The organism is Rhodobacter sp. P1_C2 (assembly GCF_056406375.1).
Genome location: NZ_JBFUAG010000012.1, coordinates 102,224 through 120,536, shown reverse-complemented (window position 1 = coordinate 120,536; position 18,313 = coordinate 102,224). Strand labels below are relative to the sequence as shown.

16 protein-coding genes are annotated in these 18,313 nt (G+C 63.4%); 3 read left to right on the top strand and 13 right to left on the bottom strand.

Annotated elements, in window-relative coordinates; genetic code table 11:
* Positions 1-204 precede the first annotated feature (204 nt).
* Positions 205-1,269 (bottom strand): DUF7146 domain-containing protein, encoded by a 1,065-nt coding sequence (locus AC1DZT_RS19575; RefSeq protein ID WP_478008326.1) that lies wholly within the window; start codon positions 1,267-1,269, stop codon positions 205-207.
* On the bottom strand, positions 1,269-5,582 hold the full coding sequence (locus AC1DZT_RS19570; RefSeq protein ID WP_478008325.1) for a strawberry notch-like NTP hydrolase domain-containing protein: 4,314 nt from the start codon (positions 5,580-5,582) through the stop codon (positions 1,269-1,271). The genes AC1DZT_RS19575 and AC1DZT_RS19570 overlap by 1 nt, the downstream gene beginning before the upstream one ends.
* A gap of 312 nt (positions 5,583-5,894) precedes the next feature.
* On the opposite strand from AC1DZT_RS19570, the gene AC1DZT_RS19565 reads away from it, so the two are divergent.
* Positions 5,895-6,575, top strand: coding sequence for a hypothetical protein (locus tag AC1DZT_RS19565; RefSeq protein ID WP_478008324.1), 681 nt, complete (start codon positions 5,895-5,897; stop codon positions 6,573-6,575).
* A 23-nt stretch (positions 6,576-6,598) separates the two neighbouring features.
* On the opposite strand, the gene AC1DZT_RS19560 is transcribed toward AC1DZT_RS19565, so the two are convergent.
* From AC1DZT_RS19560 to AC1DZT_RS19550, 3 genes are all read right to left on the bottom strand, one after another.
* On the bottom strand, positions 6,599-8,521 hold the full coding sequence (locus AC1DZT_RS19560; protein WP_478008323.1) for an AAA family ATPase: 1,923 nt from the start codon (positions 8,519-8,521) through the stop codon (positions 6,599-6,601).
* Positions 8,522-8,757: 236 nt separating this feature from the next.
* Positions 8,758-9,081 carry a DUF736 domain-containing protein gene (locus AC1DZT_RS19555; RefSeq protein WP_478008322.1) on the bottom strand — a complete coding sequence of 108 codons (324 nt, stop codon included), beginning with the start codon at positions 9,079-9,081 and terminating at the stop codon, positions 8,758-8,760.
* A gap of 777 nt (positions 9,082-9,858) precedes the next feature.
* The gene (locus AC1DZT_RS19550; protein WP_478008321.1) at positions 9,859-10,281 is read right to left on the bottom strand and encodes an antirestriction protein; all 423 of its coding nucleotides are present in this window, start codon (positions 10,279-10,281) and stop codon (positions 9,859-9,861) included.
* A gap of 164 nt (positions 10,282-10,445) precedes the next feature.
* On the opposite strand from AC1DZT_RS19550, the gene AC1DZT_RS19545 reads away from it, so the two are divergent.
* A complete protein-coding gene (locus tag AC1DZT_RS19545) occupies positions 10,446-10,736 on the top strand; it encodes a hypothetical protein (RefSeq protein ID WP_478008320.1) in 291 nt (96 codons plus the stop codon).
* A gap of 45 nt (positions 10,737-10,781) precedes the next feature.
* Here AC1DZT_RS19545 and AC1DZT_RS19540 read toward each other — a convergent pair whose 3' ends face one another.
* The 7 genes from AC1DZT_RS19540 to AC1DZT_RS19510 form a co-directional block, all read right to left on the bottom strand.
* The gene (locus AC1DZT_RS19540) at positions 10,782-11,426 is read right to left on the bottom strand and encodes an antitoxin of toxin-antitoxin stability system (RefSeq protein WP_478008319.1); all 645 of its coding nucleotides are present in this window, start codon (positions 11,424-11,426) and stop codon (positions 10,782-10,784) included.
* A 65-nt stretch (positions 11,427-11,491) separates the two neighbouring features.
* On the bottom strand, positions 11,492-12,055 hold the full coding sequence (locus AC1DZT_RS19535; RefSeq protein WP_478008318.1) for a hypothetical protein: 564 nt from the start codon (positions 12,053-12,055) through the stop codon (positions 11,492-11,494).
* A gap of 125 nt (positions 12,056-12,180) precedes the next feature.
* Entirely contained in the window at positions 12,181-13,059 is an 879-nt protein-coding gene (locus tag AC1DZT_RS19530; RefSeq protein WP_478008317.1) for a DUF7007 domain-containing protein, read from the bottom strand.
* Positions 13,056-13,493 carry a hypothetical protein gene (locus AC1DZT_RS19525; RefSeq protein ID WP_478008316.1) on the bottom strand — a complete coding sequence of 146 codons (438 nt, stop codon included), beginning with the start codon at positions 13,491-13,493 and terminating at the stop codon, positions 13,056-13,058. Before AC1DZT_RS19525 ends, AC1DZT_RS19530 begins: the two co-directional genes overlap by 4 nt.
* A gap of 282 nt (positions 13,494-13,775) precedes the next feature.
* Entirely contained in the window at positions 13,776-14,153 is a 378-nt protein-coding gene (locus AC1DZT_RS19520; protein ID WP_478008315.1) for a DUF6915 family protein, read from the bottom strand.
* 9 nt (positions 14,154-14,162) lie between these two features.
* Positions 14,163-14,657, bottom strand: a complete 495-nt coding sequence (locus tag AC1DZT_RS19515) for a DUF6878 family protein (RefSeq protein ID WP_478008314.1) — start codon at positions 14,655-14,657, stop codon at positions 14,163-14,165.
* Between the two features lie 182 nt (positions 14,658-14,839).
* Positions 14,840-15,004 carry a hypothetical protein gene (locus AC1DZT_RS19510; protein ID WP_478008313.1) on the bottom strand — a complete coding sequence of 55 codons (165 nt, stop codon included), beginning with the start codon at positions 15,002-15,004 and terminating at the stop codon, positions 14,840-14,842.
* A 689-nt stretch (positions 15,005-15,693) separates the two neighbouring features.
* On the opposite strand from AC1DZT_RS19510, the gene AC1DZT_RS19505 reads away from it, so the two are divergent.
* Positions 15,694-17,547 (top strand): type II toxin-antitoxin system HipA family toxin, encoded by a 1,854-nt coding sequence (locus AC1DZT_RS19505; RefSeq protein ID WP_478008312.1) that lies wholly within the window; start codon positions 15,694-15,696, stop codon positions 17,545-17,547.
* 148 nt (positions 17,548-17,695) lie between these two features.
* Here the strand turns inward: AC1DZT_RS19505 and AC1DZT_RS19500 are convergent, their stop codons facing one another.
* A complete protein-coding gene (locus tag AC1DZT_RS19500; RefSeq protein ID WP_299479892.1) occupies positions 17,696-18,019 on the bottom strand; it encodes a DUF736 domain-containing protein in 324 nt (107 codons plus the stop codon).
* Positions 18,020-18,313 lie beyond the last annotated feature (294 nt).

Below are 18,313 nucleotides of genomic sequence, written 5' to 3'. Positions count from 1 at the left end.
GCCTCTTGCGAGGGCCTCGATGGCCAAGCCCGGCTATTTTGCCTCGCGATGCAAAGGCGGCTCTGCCGCCGGCGGAAAATAGTCGGGCGCCGCCATTGCCTGACCGGACCGCTTGTGGGCCGCTCGCCCTCTAGAAGGCCGAGGCGCGGTCCCGCTGATGGAACTGCAGCCTCGTATGCCCGTGATGAGGTCGGACCTCTGGGATCACCCGCTTTGACGGTTCACATGATCCTGCGCCATGAAGCGGCTGACGTCCTCCGGCGCGAGTTGCACCCGGATATGCGCCCGAAGTGCATCCAGACCAAGGGTGACAAGATCGTCGTTGAAATCCCCCAGTATGGGCGAGAGCGTGATCGCCTCGATCCCGACCCCGTGGGCCCGGGCCACTAGACTATCCCTTGCACCGTCCCCCGCCGGATCGTTGTCGCGGACGATATAGAGTCTGCGCAGATGAGCTGGAAAGTGGAGGGCTGCGAGATGTCCGGCCGACAGCGCTGCAACCATCGGCATTCTGGGCAAGGCCTGTCGGAGGGATAGCACGGTCTCGATCCCCTCCCCCGCTGCCATGACCTCTTTCGCCACCCCGAACCGGACCGCGTGGCCGAGCAAATCCCCCATCGCCTTCCGCTGTGTGTCGACAGGCGCCTTTGAGCCGCCATCGCGCGCAAGCCAAGTGCGGTGCACCCCGGTGACCTTGCCTGCGAGGTCGGTGACGGCAGCGATCATCGCGGGCCAGGTCTCGGTCTGATCCTCGCCCTGCCCCCGATAGTAGCAGTTCGGGTGGAACTTCAGGGCGCCAGTGTCGCGGAGATCGGTGATGCCGCGTCCTGCCAAATAGGTTGCTGCCAGCGAGCCCTTTAGCGGACTGGACATGCTAAGGAGCCGCCGTGCCGCTTCCGACGATCCAGACGGTGCGGGTGCCAGTTTCGGGGTTGGGGTGTTCGACCCCGATTCCAGTTGCGGCAGGCTGAGGAAGCGGCGGGCCTCCTCGAGTACGTCGGCGAAGTCGACCAGCCCGAGGCTTTCGCGGATGACGTCCAGAAGGTCACCATGGCTACCTTCTGATGGGTCTTGCCACTTTCCAGCGGCACCCTTGCCTGAAGCGGGACCAGTGAGGCGCACGAACATCGAGCGCCCTGCCGTGTTGCGGACATCGCCAACCTGCCAGTAGTTGCCCTGTCTGCGCCCGTTGGAGAGATAGGTCCGGCAGACAGCCTCGGCCTGTCGGCCAAGGCGCTGCGCCAAATCTGCGGCATCAATGCGGGACATCAGGCAACCTCACGCTCAGAAATGCGGGAGATAGGCCAGAGGTTGAAGATCTTGGCAAGAACTCCCGCGCTATCAGGTCCGACCGGCACGAAGAAGCGCAGTTTCCACGAAATGATCTCGCTGAAGAGGCCGTAGGCCCGCAGCCGCTCGCGCATGCCTTCGGTGAACCCGGTCAGCTCGATCCGGTTCACCCCCATGATGCGGGAGCGGCGGAGTTGCAGGCTCTCGGCCAGATCGAGGATCGTCTTACCCTCCATCAGCGCAGCAAAGGCCTGTTCCGCGGAAAGGCTCGGCACCCCTGCCCCGGTGGCCGTGGCGGCCCAGGCGGGCGACACCCGGCGACCGATGATCCGCTCCCCGTCATCGGTCTGCAGACGATAGACGCGGGTTTCGTCCTGGGGCAGGCGTTTCCACACGGGCAGGAGAAGACCCGAGACGACATGGAGTGTGCTGTCGGTGAACTCCGGCACTTCGGCCACTTCGGCATTCCAGGCCGCGACGAAGTTGGGTCGATCCGTCTCGACCCATTGCGTGCCGCCCATAAGGCGGATGGCGATGTTCTGACTTTCCGTGGGGCGGATCAGCCGCACCCGCCGTTCGATCTCCCCATCGTCCAGCATTAGACTGGTGGTCGGCACCTGCACCGCCGCCCGACCCGAGCGGGTGTTAAACATCAGGACAGCGCGCGGGTCGTCGAGTTCGACGAGCGCTTCGTCCAGCAATCGCGGCCGATTGCGCCGGCGTTCCGTGATGGAGAGAAGCCGGGTTTCCGCGCCAGTGGTCGGATGGGTGTAGATCACCTGCCGGTCGGTGACGCGGAAGCTCTCGGCGCGCAGGGTCTCCAGCCCGAGATCATAGGTGCCCGAAGCGAGCGCACCGTCGATCCGCGCCTCGAGCAGCTGCTCGAAGGCCGTGAAGAGAATGCCCTGCATCTCGATGGTCAGCGCCAGCAGCCGGTTCAGGAAGGTGGTAATCGGCGGCAGATCATCCTTGATACCATTGGTGTCCATCAGCTTCAGGCCTGTCGCCGCCTCGAAACGCTGCAGCGAGCAGCCTTCGATCTTGCCGCGCACGATCAGAAGGTAGAGCTGGCGCAGCGCGTCGCGGGCATAGAGGCTTTCGAGATTGTCCTCGGGCCGAAACAGCCCCTGCCCTCCCGTCTGGCGCTGCCCGCGGGTGATGGCGCCGAGCGTGTCAAGGCGGCGCGCGATGGTGCTGAGAAAGCGCTTCTCCGCCTTCACATCGGTCGAGATTGGCCGGAACAGCGGGGGCTGCGCCTGGTTGGTCCGATTGGTGCGGCCAAGGCCCTGAATGGCGGCATCGGCTTTCCAGCCGGGCTCAAGCAGGTAGTGAACCCTGAGCCGCTGGTTCTTGGCTGACAATTCGGCGTGATAGCTGCGCCCGGTGCCGCCGGCATCGGAGAAGATCAGCACGCGCTTCTGATCATCCATGAAGGCGGAGGTTTCCGCGAGATTGGCCGACGGAGCTCGGGTCTCGACCGCCAGCCGCGCCGCCGGGCCCTCGCCCTTGCGGACGATGCGGCGCGACCGACCGGTGACCTCTGCGACCACTTCCGTCCCGAAATGCTGGATGACCTGATCGAGCGCGCCCGGAACGGGGGGCAGCGAACCGAGGTGTTCCAGCATCTCATCGCGCCGGGCGACGGCCTCGCGGCATTCGACCGGCTGGCCATCGCGGAACACCGGGCGCGACGACAGGTTGCTCTCGCCATCGGTGAAGGGCTCATAAAGTTGCACCGGGAAGGAATGTTGCAAATACGACCCGACGTATTCCCTGGGCGTGACATCAACCGAAAGGTCGTTCCATTCGTCGGTCGGGATTTCCGCCAAGCGCCGTTCCATCAGCGCCTCGCCGGTCGAGACGATCTGGATGACCGCGGCATGGCCCTCCGCCAGATCGGCGGTGACGGATCGGATCAGCGTCGGGGTTTTCATCGAGGTCAGCAGATGACCGAAGAAGCGCTGCTTGGTGGACTCAAAGGCCGATCTGGCAGCGGACTTGGCTTGTCGATTCAGCGTGCCATCCGAGCCAGTGATGTTCGCCGCCTCCATCGCCGCATCGAGGTTGTTGTGGATGACGGCGAAAGCTCCCGCGTAAGCATCATAGATGCGGCGCTGCTCCTCGGTCAGCTGATGCTCGACCAGTTCGTATTCGACGCCGTCATAGGAGAGCGACCTTGCGGTGTAGAGGCCGAGGGCGCGCAGATCGCGGGCTAGCACTTCCATGGCCGCGACTCCACCGGCCTCGATCGCCTCGACGAATTCGGCACGGGTGGCGAAGGGAAAATCCTCGCCGCCCCAGAGACCGAGCCGCTGCGCATAGGCGAGATTGTGGACGGTCGTCGCCCCGGTGGCCGAGACATAGACGATGCGAGCGTCGGGCAATGCATGCTGCAGGCGCAGGCCCGCCCCGCCCTGCTGTGAGGCTTCGACATCGCCGCGCTCGCCCTTGCCGCCGCCCGCATTCTGCATAGCGTGGCTCTCGTCGAAGATGATGACCCCATCAAAATCGCGCCCAAGCCAGTCCACGATTTGGCGCACGCGCGAGACCTTCTCGCCGCGATCATCCGAGCGCAGTGTCGCATAGGTGGTGAAGAGGATGCCCTCGGACAGGGTGATAGGTTTGCCTTGGGCAAAGCGCGACAGCGGCGTGACCAAGAGCCTCTCTTGGCCAAGTGCTGACCAGTCGCGCTGCGCGTCCTCGATCAGCTTGTCGGATTTCGAGATCCAGACCGCCTTGCGACGTCCGCGCATCCAGTTGTCGAGGATGATCCCAGCCGACTGGCGGCCCTTGCCCGCGCCAGTGCCATCGCCCAGCATGAAGCCGCGGCGAAAGCGGACCGCGCCCGAGGCGCCTTCGGCCGCCGCGCTGACGGTGTCGAAGGTCTCATCCATGGTCCAGCTTCCGGCAAGATGGTCGGAATGGGCCTCTCCGGCATAGATCACCGTCTCCAACTGGGCATCGGACAGGCGTTGGCTGATGTCCGCTGGCAACATGGGCCGATAGGTCGGCCGCGGCGGTGCGACCGAGGCCATCGCAGCGGATTGCACCAGCTTGGTCGGATGCGGCAAAGCGCCGGGAATCCGGATCGATTGCAGGCCGTATTCTTCGTAAATCGCATCCGACAGGCGGGCGGCGTCGGCCGGCACCGCATCGATGGTCTCGTAGCCGAGTTCGACAGCCACCGGGGATGCATCAGGCTTGCGGATGGCGGGGGCAGCATTGGCCCGAGCGAGATAGCCGCGGACTGAGCGCGCGGGCGAAGTAGGTGACGGCGGTTTCGGCAAATCGACGGCAGCACGCGGCGGCACATGGTCGGTGATCGAGCCGAGAAGGGTCGCAACGTCTGGTCCCATGCCAAGAGAGGCGGAGAACCGCGTGGGATCCTCGGCAGGGACCTTGTCGATCACGGTCAGCCGCGTCGAAAACGTCGTGCCATGACGTGCATAGACGGAACCGTCAATGGCCGCCGAAAAGACGACGGTCCCACTTTCCTGCAGTCGGACGAAAGCCTCGCGCCAGGCGGGTATGTCGGGGCCGAAACCCGCACCGGTGATCGTGACCAGCCGCCCGCCCGGAGCGAGGCGCGCCAGGGCGGACGCGATGTGACGCAGGGCAGCGTCCTGAACTTTGCCGGTGACATTCGCCATTGCGGAAAAAGGCGGGTTCATCAGGACGACAGACGGCACGACCCCAGCATCGAGATGGTCATGAATCTGCGCCGCATCGAAGCGGGTCACAGAAAGGGCCGGGAAGAGCGAAGAGAGGAGGTCAGCTCGGGTGTCGGCCAGTTCGTTGAGGATCAAGCTGCCGCCGGAGATTTCGGCGAGAATGGCCAAGAGGCCGGTGCCGGCGGAAGGCTCCAGCACCACATCGTCAGGTCGGATTGCCGCTGCGGACAGTGCTGCGAACCCGAGCGGGATCGGCGTGGAGAACTGCTGCAAGGCCTGGCTTTCCTCGGAGCGGCGCGTGTGGCTGGGCAGGAGGCCGGAGATTTTCGAAAGCGCTGCCAGCCGCGCCGCAGGTGCGCCAGCTTGGCGGAAGATCGTGCGGCCGTACTTCCGCAGGAACAGGACGGTCGCGGCCTCGCAGGCCTCATAGGCTGTCTTCCAGTCCCAGAGGCCGGAGGCATCGGAAGCGCCAAAGGCAGTTTCCATCGCTGTGCGCAGCGTGGCGGCGTCGACGCGATGCCCGCGTTCGAGCAAGGGAAGTAGCGTGTCAGCTGCGGCCAAGATGACAGAGGCCGGTGCGACCGGCGCTTGCGCCAGGGTCGCCGGGGAAAGGTCGTTCATCGGGAGTTCCTCAAGAGAGCGGGAGCGGGTCAGGCCCGATCAGCGCTCTCTCTCACCCGCCGGACCTAACCCGTCCCGGCACCCCTCTCCCTCTTCGCGCCAGGGATCGTCGCCCGCAGGGGGGAGACTGCCGCGGCTGGCTCCAGTCCGGAGGACCAGAGCGCGGTCCCGGCAGAACGCCGGGAGGTGCCAACTTGCCACTTCAGTCGCGCGATCTCTCCCACAGCGTCTAAGTCACTGAGTTAGTTCGGAGAGGTCTTGCACGACCCGGGACTACTCCCCAACTCTCTCGGAAAGCTCGAGGGCAGAAGAATGCAGACCGCACCACAGATCGTCGTCACACGGATCAGGGACAATGGGGCCCGGGAAATCGTTTCGGAACTTCCGTTTGGGAGTTGGGGTCTTAAGACCGCCATGGGCTTGGTCTATGATCTTGGTGAGCAAATCCGCGCGGCGGGCAGGGATCCTTCGGCATTTATTCAAATCGCGATTGGGGAACTGGATTGGCCGGCCCATGACGCAATCGACGACATGATCATGTTTGATGCTGTGGACTACCCGACCAAGCTTGGCATGCTGGAGGACCTGTTCGAGCGCTTTGCTCCTGGGTTTATCGAAACCACGGAAGGTCGGCTTACTCACCTAAGCGAAGCTGACCGAGAGACATACGCCGAGATCTCGGTCGGCACAGAAAGACAGCTCGCATATGCGCAAGGCCGGTTCCTAGAGGACCACATTCGGGAGCGGCGCATGCGCCAGTTGCTTGACGTCATGGACGAACTGGAAGGCCCAGATGTCCACCCCACGACCAAAGTAGCGGCGGCGATCCTGCTGATCCAAGTGCCGAAATGCAGTGTCTTCTGGATTGAAGAGGCAAGCAGCGCCGACATCCGCGAGATGATCCTTTCGCGGGTCTACAACCAGCCGCGGCCGCATCAATCCCGGGAGGCAGTGCGGCTCGGCGAACAGGTAGATAAGGCATTGCTCGCCTGATCACACGCATGCCCGGAGGTCGCTCACCTCTGGGCCAGAGTCCCGTTGATGCGTTTGAACAGTGCCTCGAATGCGTCAAGCGTTTCTGCCGAAAGGCCCGCAACGCGCTTAGCCCGCTCTCGTAACAAGACTTCCGCCGGGGCGTTGTGGTCATACCGCGCAACCCCTTCCGCACGGGCTATCTGCTGCACGATGGGGTCTGTGCCCGTCAGGTCAGCGGCCTTGACCTTCTTGCTGAACGCGGCATTGTAGAGCGCAAGATAGTCGTCCTTGGCGAACAGGTCTTCAATGTCGGCCATCTTGCCGCCGGTGATCTCACCAATTGTGATGATCCGCTTCTCCGCAAGGAACCCGGCCTTGGCCAATTCGGTCAGCTTCTGGTGGCCCTCTTTCCGGGCGTCCACGACGACAGTCACATCAAGGTGGTTGCCCAAGAGGGCGACAAAAGCCGGGATCACATCCGCTCCGCCCAGTGGCATGATCGACCAGCGCGGGTCCAGCCCTTCGCGTCGGTCCTCAATCAGGCGGGCGGAGATGGTCTGCATGAACAGGAAGTCGGACGGTCCTTCCACAACAAGGTTGTCCTTGGCGATGAAGAGGTGCTGGGCAATGTCATAGCCAAGCGCGGCTTGCAGCGGGAACAGGGTGTCGCGGTCGGTCGTGAGAACGTCCGAAGTCGTGACCGAACCGGTGTCGCGGCCCTTGTCTTCGACAAGCCGGGCGCGCTCAAGGTGGTCAGGCTGGATCATGAAAGGCGAATGCGTCGTGTAGATAACCTGGCAGCGCTTTGCCAGTCGCTCCTCGATAAAGCGCAGGAAGTCCTTCTGAGCCTTCGCATGCAAACCCAGCGCGGGCTCGTCCAATAAGATGATGACGGGCGTGTCGTCATACTCATACCTGGAAAAGGCAGTCAGGAACGAGAAGAACCATTGGAAGCCAGAGGAGCGCTCATCAAAGGGAAGCGAAAGCATGTGTCGGTTGTCATACATCCGAACGTGCATTTCATCATGGACAGCATGTTGTCCGTCTGACCGCTTTTCGGTCGTCTGTGAGATGTCGATCAGCACCCGCAGGTCCGTGTTGGTCGTCCAGTATTGCAAAACGTCCTGAGAGATCGCGTTGGCGACATTCTCAAGCTCCCGCTTACGCGTCTCATAGTCTGGATCCAGCAGGTAGTCCTGATCACTGCCGGCCAGCTTGAGCAGCGACAGGGCGGTTTGGTCATCTTCGTCAAGTTTCTCCGCGTCAGCTTCCAAGAGTTCGCGGATGCGGACTTTGCCGGGCAGTCGGCTGTAATCGGAGTAGAAGAAGAATTTGGGAACGCGGGAGAAAAGAAGATGCCAGACGCGCTTTATGAAGTTGCTGTCGGCGGGAACCATCTCCAGAATCTTCGCTTGGAGCGCTTCACAAGCCGTCTGGACTTGCGCGTCTTCGCCGTTCTTTTCTGCGGCGACAGTAAGCGCTTTCTTAAGGTCAGCAAACGTCTTTGCCGCTGCGATCGCAGTCGAGACTTTCTTGGGCAAATCAATAAGTGCCGCAGCATTGGACACTGCGACGGCCTCGTCAGATTCAAACCCATGGCTGTAGTAGTTGTCGTATCTGCGGGCTAGGCTGAACACTCGCGATGTCAAAACGTCCTTCCCAAAGACGGCTTCTACCGCCGCAACGTCAGAATCACTAAGTTCGAACACGACCTGAATGGGCTTTGACTGCTCAAGGTTCTTACCTTGGCGCTTGTGCATTTTCTCCAACCACGCCGGATAGTGCTTGCCAATATTGAAATCGACATTGCCTTGCGCAGGCTTGAGGCGTCGAAGGGCTTCAAGGAACGCAGTCTTTCCGCTCTCGTTCTTCCCGACGAGACAGGTGATGTCTGGCTGTATTTCAACGAGCGTGGAATCAAGGACGTGTTTGAAATGGTCGATTTGAACAGATTTGAGCAACATGCGCCGCGCCCTCTATCTTTACATGTGATACAACATAGTGTGCAACTTCTGCGGAAATTTCAAGGATGTAGAGGATGATTGCGACCGCTGGACCACTCGGACGCCTTTGCACGAGTGCTCGGCACGATCTTGCAGCGACCATCCGCTGACCACCCAATGCGTCGATTGAGAGCCGCAACGACCAAGACCTCCAGCCATCGGCCCCGGTCTTTCGACCGGGGCCTTTGCTTTGGCGATCAATCGCCGCAGCGGGTGTTGGGGCGGGACCAGATGAGCGAGTGGCCATCGCCGTCTTCGTCATCGAAGAGGTTGGCGTAGATCGGGGCGACAAAGCTCGGATCGTCCAGCTTCAGGCCCAGGTATTCGCGGCCCTCGTTCGATTTCTTCGTCCAGGCGGCGCCGATCTCGGCGCGGCCGACCAGAACCCGGTGGGAGGGCGCGTTCTCGCCCGAGGCCCGCAGATCGGGGACGAGGCGCACACCCTTGGCCTGCAGGCTGAGGGTGAAGATTTCGCCGGTGTATTCGGTGCCGGTCTTCTTGAAGGTGCCGATGGTCGCCATGTTCTTTCTCCGTTTTGCTGTTTCGGGCCCGCGTCCTTGCGGCCTCGATGGCGATCGACAGCCCGGAGGCGACCGCTGGCGCACCCCCATTCACGGGGGCTGGACAGCACAGGAGGGACTTTCTTGCTTCGCGAGGAATGACGGTGCCCGCACCGACAGGGGAAGAAAGTTGCAACGACGCTGTTGCGCCAAAGCGGTCGAGGCGAAGACGTCCTTCGGGCAGATCAGCCCATCACCAGAGGCCGTTGGACGCGGGCTGGGACAGACAATCCACGGAGAACAAGGCGACCCTGAAGGCCCGTCAGGACAGACAGGTCAGGCACCACCGGCGATGAAACCACCTCTGGCGGCCAGTCAGGCCAGCCTGCGCCTCCCCCTGCCCTGCGGCCTCGCGGCGCCCGCCGCTCCACTTGGTTCAGGCCGGACAGCGTGATGGCATGTAAGGACGATTTTCGAACGAGGGCAGCCAACAGGCGAAGATGGTGGTGAATCCAGGCTGAGACTCCACCCCAACCAGCCCAACTCGATGATGATCTGACGGTGAAGCCTTTGCCCTCACGCCCCGCCCCAATTCCTGCCGCTGAAATGATCGCCTGGCAAAGGCACGTCGAAACCCGGGGCCGTCCAGCCGTGGAAATCCGTATGCCTCAACCGGCGGACAGATGCCGAATGCCACCCGTGCCAGCCTGAACCCGCCAAATGCAAATACCCCCCGACGAAACCGCCGGAGGGTGCCAAAGGGTCAGGAATTGTCAGTCGGCTAGCGCTGCGCCCGCGTCAGTCAATCGCCTTGAAGATCTCGCCTGCCTCGGGATGTTCACCTGCGAACTCGTAAAGCCGCATATAGGCTTCGGACAACTGGTCGGCCTCATGGCGGAACGAGAGATGCGACAGCGCAAAAAGGGTGGCGATGATCCCGGCGGTCTCGGCCGAAACCTCGCCCATGTAGCCGTTGGTCTCGCAGAAGATGCGGAACCTCTTGTCGGCGTCGGGCGACATGAACAGCGGCTGGCCGCCCCGCTCGTGGAAATGCCAGAGCCCACCGGTGTAGTCGTCGGGGGCCAGCCAGGACATGAACTGATAGACGGCGCGCTCGCCGATCAGCATCAGGGCGGGGCCGAAGATTGCGGGCAGGAATGCCATGCGGCGGGCCTCGGGCACTGGGGTCACGGGTTTCAGGGCGGTTGCAGCTTGGGTCATTGGAAATCCTCCGGATCATGGGTGAAAGGCGCGCCCCGGCGGCTTTCTCGACCCGCCGGAACACGCCGCTTTCCGACCCAACTCTCGCTCTTTGGCGGTCGCGGAGTTGATTTTGTTCTCTATGTGTTCTATATTGATGGGACGATCCGAATGGGAGACCCATCATGGACGCTGCCACATTTGCCCTGCCCGCCACCGAACGCCAGATCGCCTATGCGCGGTCGCTGGCGCTCAAGAACCAGAGCCTGCTGCCCTGGGAAGTCCAACAGGACCGCCGCTCGCTCAGCGCCTGGATCGAGGCGCAGGCGAAGCTGAAACCTGCTGACACCAGCCATCCGACCTCCAAGCAGGTCGCCTTTGCCGAACGACTGGCGCGGATCAGGCGCCGTGCCGTGCCGGACGAATGTTTTCGGGACCGGCAGTTGCTGTCGCGCTGGATCGGCAGCAACCGGTGAGGCATGACCGGGCTCCGGGGTGGGCACCGCAGTCTTTATGGACGGCTATCCGAACCGCCGCCCTTCCTCGGTGAAGGTATAGCCATTGGCGATCAGCGTCTCGTCCACGGCCTCATCCGAGGTCAGGTGGTCGTATTCCTGTTCCAGCTGGCGGTAGAGCCAGTTGGCAAGATCGCGGAACGCTTCTGTGACCATGGTCTCGGCATCGCCGGTGACCTCGGCCGCAGCCGAACTGTCCCGCGTCACAGAGGCTGCCATGGCGAAGGCATGATAATAGGTGCCGCGATGTAAAACCTCGGCGTGCAGCTGGTAGACGTTCCGCCGCTGCGCCGCCTGCAAGGTCCCAGCGATGCGATGCAGGGTCTGGTCCTGCGGCGCATAGGCGCGCAGTTCGGCGGCGGCGGATTTCCGGTAGGAGTAAGTGCCTTCCCAACAAGCCCCATCGCCTTGCGACCAGAAGCCGCTGAACCAAATGCAGGGATCCTCCCGGGTGCGACCGCCGATAAGGCGGGAAACCCTTGTCTTGAGGCGGATGCCGAGGATCTCTGCGATGCGCTGGAAATCCTCGTACACGGAATCGTACCAGTCATAGTCGAAGCCGCCTTCACGATACCAGGCGCGGGCCCTGTCCTTTGCGCCGTCGGGAAGTTCGTGAAGGCGGTAGACGGTGGTGGCGATCACTTGGGGCATGAGCGGTTCCCTCATTTGCATGGCCCGGTCAATTGCCGGGGGTAGATTTCCGGAGAGGGGAGGGATCAGGCCGCCAAGGCGAGATCGACCGCGGCTGCCGCAAGGTCGCGCCAGAACGGGTCGACCAGACGGCCTTCCAGCGCTTGGGCGCAGGTGAGCAGCGCGGCGGCAGATGCGGGATCGTCGGCGTCCGTTGCCGCGCGGGCCTTGGCCCGAAACCCGCAGGCCTCGGCCACCACGCGCCGCGCTTCGACATCGCTGTCGACCGGCATGCACCATTGAACGCCACCTGCCTGCACCTCACCCGCCAACACGAGGCAGTGCTCGGCATCGAGGATCGTGACGAACTGTGGCACCAGGCGCAGGGCCGCATCGCGCCCGGGGTCGACTTGACCGGAAGCGACAGCTTTGCGGGTCAGGGTAAGGGCAGTCGCGAGGTCGCCGCAGGTGCCGAGATCGACCTCGCGATTGATGCACAGCTGTTCGAGTGCCGGATCGTCCCAATGCGCAAGGCAGCGGGAGCTGACCCGCAGGGGCAAGCGGTCCGCGAGGCGCAGATGGGCAAGAACCCCGCCGACCAAGTTGTCGCCGGGGCCACGGAAGGCAGTTTGGGAGATGGGTGCAGTCATCGGGATCACTCCGCGACGGGCGGCAGGAGACTCTCTCCCACCCTGAGACCCGTCACGGAATCCCCCACCCGTCTCTTCCTCTGGCGGGTGCCCGACCACCAGGATCGACACCCGCCATCTGGGGTTCACCCCCCTGCCCTGCCGCGCCAGCCGATGAAGCTCGAAGGGCCGTCATAGGCGGTGTAGCGCGCCTCATCGATGACGAAACCGAAGGTTCCGACCTTGTAGTCGCCGGAGGGGACAAGAAACCGACGCTCATCGGACTTGGGGTCGCGTTGGCCACCGCGCGTGGCGATCACCTCGGTGAAGCCACAATGCTGGTCGGAATAGATCGCCGAGATCACGACCCAGTTTGCCGCATTGTCCCGGGCAAAGGCTTCGCCGTCGCGCGTGCGGGATTCACCGGGCTTGAGCGCCCGGCCATGGATCGCCTCCCAGGCATCCGGCCAGCTGTGGCGCAGCGTCTCTTCGGCCTGACGGCGTTCAAGGCCCGTGAAGAGATCCGGCCAGGCGGCCGCGACGGCTGCCCAGGCTGCATCCTCTTCGTACCAGCCACCAGCCGAGCGCAGCAGGGAATGGACTTGGGCATTGCGGTCCGCCGTCAGGTGGAACCCGCCATGGCCGGAGGTCGAGTGGAACGCCACGCCCTCGCCGTAGCGGACCGCGCCCTGCGATGGTCCCCAGGGCGTGTTGGCATGGGCGCGGAACTCCTGCCGACCGATGGCGGCCTTCTCGCCCTGATGCTCGGCCTGTTCCTGAACGAAGGCGCGGAAAGCAGCCTCGTCAGCAACATCGCCGCCGCGGCCGTAAAAGTCGGACCGCTTCCAGTCTGACAGGGGCTTGGACAGACGCCAGCCGCTGCCGAGGTAGTGCCGACCGTCAGACGTGGGGATCATGGCATAGGCGGCATCGCCGATCCGGGCGACGGTCAGGCCATCGGCACTGCGGTCGAATTCCGGGACGGGGAAAGAGGCGGGGTTGCAAGATGAGACGGCAGTATTCATGCAACAAGCGCCTCCACCGCGTCGATGTCTTCCCCGTTCAGCGCAGCGGTCAGCCATTCGTTGGTGCTGATCCAGCCGACGCTCTTGCGCGCTCCGAGATCGATGACATGCGCACCGCCGCCGAAAGCCTCCAGCCGCGGCCGGGAACAGGTGTGGGCATAGTCGAAACCCCAGAGGCCGGTGAGGTCGAGATCTTCCGCGAGGCGCAGCACGAAGCGGATGACACCTTCGACATCGCCTTGGCCGTCGTCATGGAACCAGAGGACGGAACTGCCCGGGCCATCCGGCAGCGAAAGGGCGAAGCCCGAGAACTCCGGATCGTCCGAGGCCTCGTCTTCCTCGCGCAAGCGCAGGAAAAGATCGAGCGCCGCGACGGCCTTGTCAGGCGCCCCCACGTCCAAGACGCAGGAGAATTGGGTGAAATAGTCAGCCACGATGGGCTCCTTTCAGAATGAGAAACCCGTACCGCGATGGCCGGGTCACAGTGGATTGCGATGGTGAGAGGGAAATCAGCCCGCTTCCGCGGGCTGAGGGGGCTCAGTGGTGGCCTGCGCGGCGGCATGGGCCTGCAAAAGCTCGCGGTAGTAGCACTTACGCGCCTCGCGCCAACTGCGGACTGCAAGCGTGTCGGGACGCACCGCCGGATCGCCGTGCGGACGACCGTGAGGGGAGAGGCTTCGGGTGGAAGACCGAGGTTCTGATATACCCGGCTCATGTCAGCTTACCTCCCGCACAGGGCTCGCCAGATGCGGATCGACCTCGGCCTCGATCTTCTGAGTCCGGCCCATCCATGGCTCGGCCCGGATCGACCGTGCCCAGTCGGCAAAGCTGGGGATGAAACCCAGATCGTCGCGGACATGCTGTTCGCCGACCCAGCGGGTCGGGATCACCCGGCCCGTCGAGAGGGTCAGGGTTTTCCCTTGGACCTGCTCCAGCAGGAAAATCCCCTCGGCGTGGTGGCGGAGCGCCCGATGCCGAAAGTCCGCCAGGATGAGTTTTGAGGCATCGAAGAATTCATGGCAGGCGAGATAGTCGTCGACCGTCCCGCCCCATTTCTTCACCGAAGACAAGGCATGGTGATACGGATGTGCCATCGCCGCCCCTCAGAAATCATGGGTGTAGAGTTCGGACGAGGTGAACCGCTCGTTGAACTCGAGATGGATGGTCCGGGCGCGGGCATCGATGCAGAACTCGCCATAGGCGCCGTCGTTGTCCTGCCAGCCGGAATGCGTATCGGAGAGGAGGTCGTAGACCAGCTCTTCGACGGCACCTTCGAGGGTTAGACGGCGCTCCATGGGTGCCCCACTCTGCCAATCGATGCCAGCAAAGGTGATTTGGGCGGCGGGCAGCGTGACGCTTTGGTCGGCATCACTCCGGGCCTCGATGCTTTCGATCTGGCCGCTGTCGCCCGAGCCATCGAAGCTGACCAGTACATGGGCAATGCCGACATGGCGGAGCCCGTCGAACAGCACTTCTTTGTTCCGGGCGTGCAGTGCCACTTCGGCGGCATCACGCTCGGCCTGCTCGGCCAGAATGCGCGAAAGTTCGGACGAGAGTTCAGGGGCCGGCGCAGCGCGGCCGGGAAGGTGGATGGTCATTTCGGGATCTCCGGGGAGAGCGGGTTACAGGCAAGCCCGCCGCCGCTCTCTCTGTCTCAGCGGGCTCGCCTTGCCCGCTCCCTCCTCGATCTCTCCCTTGCCGGACCCCTCGGTTCGGTGCCGTTTCCCCGAACGGGCGCGCTGGTAAGCGCTGCCGGATGGGGGCGAGGCGCATTCGCGCCTCATTGCCAGGGGTCGATTTCCAAGGCGACGAGGGCTTCGTCGCCATCGTATTCATCGGACGGCATCGCTGCGTGGGTGCCGTCCCCGGCCTGGAACACGACGATCGAGACCATCAGCGTGGCGGCGAGGCTGGCGGCGTAAGCGGTGGCATCCTTGTAGGACATGGGGTTGGCTCCTGTCTTCTTGGGGGCGGAGGACCATCCCCCGCGCGACAGGCGCCCGAAGTGTCTGACCGGATCTGCAATCACCCTCGTGCGTTTGGCTCGTCCAAATCCGCGAGGGCGGCACGCCCGCGTAGCCGACCCCTCTGGGGTTGAGTGTCAAAGAGACGGATCAGACCAAGGACAGCGAATGGAAGCGGGGGATGGGGCTTTGACCCCGGACAGGTGCCCTGCCCCGTCACGGGATGCCAACCGCTCGCCAGCCGTGCCGCCACTTTGGTCTCAGGGGATCGTCTTATTCCAGACTGGGGTCTCACGAATTCCAATGCCGCCCATGAATACGAGGCGGGCCCCCGCGCCCGACCCGACCTCTGGCGTGAGGCCGCGGCGCGCCGAACCTCACCCGCTCCAGCCTCCTTTCGGCCTGACCGGAGTTCGCAAGAGGGATCGTTGCCCACATAGGGGAGACTGCGACCCGCAGGCTCCAATTTGGACGATCAGAGCCCTTTCCGGACTCGGCCGGGATGGGCTATGGCCCGAACTTCCGGAGATCAGGCCATCGCGTGCGCGATGCGGTGTAGACGCCACTCTGGCCGAACCTCAGCATTATCGCGCATGTGAGATGTGAGATAATTCTTGCATTGCGATCCAGATCGTGGAATTTTCGCGCATCTGAAATGCGGGATAATCCTTTGGCGATCCACTTGGTCGGAGAAACGCTTGATGCCAAACGCGCCCACCAGCGCGCGCAGGCCGGTGAGATTATCCAACTGTTTCGCGGCGTCTACGTTGATGACGGCATCGATGCTGACGCGGCCGTCCTGAATCATGCGATCCGCATCGCGCATTACCTCTATCCCAATGCCTATTTGTCGTCGGCGAGCGCAGCCCTCTTGGCACCCACGCAGGATGGCCGACTGTTCATCAGTGGCCGCCGCAACCAACGTACCCGGCTGCGCGGCCTGGAGATTGTGCAGAACGAAGCCCCGCCTCACCCTTCCACAGCAACGGCAATCGTCGGCGATGACTTGGGCGAGTTGCGGATTCCTGTATCTTCCCCCCGACAGCGTTTCCTCGAAGCCTTCCGGCTGCGGAGCGAGCATGCAAGCGCCATAAACGCCGAGATGCGGGCGCAGATGTCCGCACGCCTCGTCGAAGAGCACGGATCCCCCAAGGCAGCGGCCGATGCAATCTGGGCTTTGGCGCGCGAGAACAACTGGTATCGCGAGGGCGAAGGTGCCGAACGCTACCTCCTTTCGCAGTCTGGCGCACCAAAGCCTCCGGCGAACAAGGCGGCGCTTGATCTGCTGGTGGCCTGGCATGGCGAGCCGCTCGGGCATCTCGCCCACGACGGATTCGAATGGCGCTGGAAACCGAGAGGGCGCGCTGGACCAACACTTGTCCGCCAAACCACGCCGGGGAAGCTCCCGGCTTTCATTGAATCGCTGCTGCCGGAGGGCTGGCTCGCACAAGTGCTGCACGAGCGCGACGACCGTGAAGCGCTGCGGCGCGGGCAACGGTATATGTCGAACATCACCGTGGTTGCGGCTGGCGATGACGGTCCGGCCCTACCGCAGGATATACTCTCGACCGCGCTAAGCAGTTTCAGGGAAGCAGGACAATTCACGGGGCACTACGCCGGCCCGGCGCGCGGAGCAATCGAAGAGGGCTTTGAGCAGAACCTTGCGAAAATCTATGCGCGGGCCGAGACACCGCGCCTTTCGGGTGTCCAGATCAAGGCCCCGATGCACCTTGCACTCGACGGCTCACTTCTGCCGGCGATTGATCTCCCCTTCACGCACATCCTTAAGCCCGCCGGAACGGCCGGCTTCGAGATGCTGCCGATCGTCGAATGGCTTTGCCTGGAACTTGGTCGCGCAGCGGGCTTTACCGTGCCGGATGTCGCACTGACTGCGATGCCGGATGGCATGTCGCCCGCCCTGATCGTCGAGCGTTTTGACATTCGTCGCAGTCCCGAGGATCTGCGCCGGTTCGCGCTAGAAGACTTCTGTTCGGTCCTCGATCTCCCAGCCTCAGCGAAATACGACGGAACGATCGAACGCATGGCCCGTGGCCTGCGACCTCTGTCGACAGATCCGACCGCCGACCTCGAAGTTCTGTTCCGGCGCGCCGTTTTTGCCTGGTTGATTGCCGATGGCGACATGCACCTTAAGAACCTTGCCCTGCTCAAGATCGCGGAGGCCAAGGCAAAGTCCTTCACCTCGGTCCGTTTCGCGCCGCTTTACGATGCCGTCACAACCCGGGTCTTCCCCGGCCTTGCAGGTGACCGCATGGCATTGAAGCTGAATGGTAAAGATGACCGGCTAACGCGTGGGGATTTCCTGACGCTGGCTCGCACGATTGGCGTGTCTCAGGGTGTTGCAGAGACAGCCATTGCCGAGTTGACCACCACCCTCACAAAGGCTGCCGGGACCGTTCGGCTGCCGGCCTTCGCGGCAAGAGCTGAGGCTGCAAGCGTCGTCCAGGGCCAGATCATGGCACTTGTTCACGCGCGCAGTGGGGCACTGGCCGACGAAGCGAGCTAGCTTGGGGTCAATGATGCAGACAGGATAGATCACGACGCTCAGGTGAGCGTCGTGATCTACAGTCGAAACGACCGCCGCCGCAGTTACGCATTTGCGGTCTAGGCCATTGGCCCCGGTCCTTCGACCGGGGCCAATGGCCTGTGCACGATCAGTCGCCGCGGCGGGTGTTGGGGCGGGACCAGATGAGGCTCGCGCCCTCGCCGTCCTCGTCATCGAAGAGGTTGGCGTAGATCGGGGCGGCGAAGCTCGGATCGTCCAGCTTCAGGCCCAGGTATTCGCGACCCTCGTTCGATTTCTTCGTCCAGGCGGCGCCGATCTCGGCGCGGCCGACCAGAACCCGGTGGGAGGGCGCGTTCTCGCCCGAGGCCCGCAGATCGGGGACGAGGCGCACACCCTTGGCCTGCAGGCTGAGGGTGAAGATTTCGCCGGTGTATTCGGTGCCGGTCTTCTTGAAGGTGCCGATGGTCGCCATGTTCTTTCTCCGTTTTGCTCTGTTTCGGGCCCGCGTCCTTGCGGCCTCGACGGCGATCGACAGCCCGGAGGCGACCGCTGGCGCACCCCCTCCAAGGGGGCCAGACAGCACGGGAGGAGCTTTCTTGCCTCGCGAGGAATGACGGTGCCAAACCCGGGGTCCTCATGCGACCTGTCGCATGGGGTGGGGTCCGGCAGGGGAAGAAAGTTGTGACGACGCTGTTGCGCCGAAGCGGTCGAGGCGAAGACGGCCTTCGGGCAGATCAGCCCATCACCAGAGGCTGTTGGACGCGGG

Bases quoted from the DNA above. Each gene is read 5' to 3' on its own strand.
- AC1DZT_RS19575 (WP_478008326.1), bottom strand. From the start codon at position 1,269: ATGTCCCGCATTGATGCCGCAGATTTGGCGCAGCGCCTTGGCCGACAG.
- AC1DZT_RS19570 (WP_478008325.1), bottom strand. From the start codon at position 5,582: ATGAACGACCTTTCCCCGGCGACCCTGGCGCAAGCGCCGGTCGCACCG.
- AC1DZT_RS19565 (WP_478008324.1), top strand. From the start codon at position 5,895: ATGCAGACCGCACCACAGATCGTCGTCACACGGATCAGGGACAATGGG.
- AC1DZT_RS19560 (WP_478008323.1), bottom strand. From the start codon at position 8,521: ATGTTGCTCAAATCTGTTCAAATCGACCATTTCAAACACGTCCTTGAT.
- AC1DZT_RS19555 (WP_478008322.1), bottom strand. From the start codon at position 9,081: ATGGCGACCATCGGCACCTTCAAGAAGACCGGCACCGAATACACCGGC.
- AC1DZT_RS19550 (WP_478008321.1), bottom strand. From the start codon at position 10,281: ATGACCCAAGCTGCAACCGCCCTGAAACCCGTGACCCCAGTGCCCGAG.
- AC1DZT_RS19545 (WP_478008320.1), top strand. From the start codon at position 10,446: ATGGACGCTGCCACATTTGCCCTGCCCGCCACCGAACGCCAGATCGCC.
- AC1DZT_RS19540 (WP_478008319.1), bottom strand. From the start codon at position 11,426: ATGCCCCAAGTGATCGCCACCACCGTCTACCGCCTTCACGAACTTCCC.
- AC1DZT_RS19535 (WP_478008318.1), bottom strand. From the start codon at position 12,055: ATGACTGCACCCATCTCCCAAACTGCCTTCCGTGGCCCCGGCGACAAC.
- AC1DZT_RS19530 (WP_478008317.1), bottom strand. From the start codon at position 13,059: ATGAATACTGCCGTCTCATCTTGCAACCCCGCCTCTTTCCCCGTCCCG.
- AC1DZT_RS19520 (WP_478008315.1), bottom strand. From the start codon at position 14,153: ATGGCACATCCGTATCACCATGCCTTGTCTTCGGTGAAGAAATGGGGC.
- AC1DZT_RS19515 (WP_478008314.1), bottom strand. From the start codon at position 14,657: ATGACCATCCACCTTCCCGGCCGCGCTGCGCCGGCCCCTGAACTCTCG.
- AC1DZT_RS19510 (WP_478008313.1), bottom strand. From the start codon at position 15,004: ATGTCCTACAAGGATGCCACCGCTTACGCCGCCAGCCTCGCCGCCACG.
- AC1DZT_RS19500 (WP_299479892.1), bottom strand. From the start codon at position 18,019: ATGGCGACCATCGGCACCTTCAAGAAGACCGGCACCGAATACACCGGC.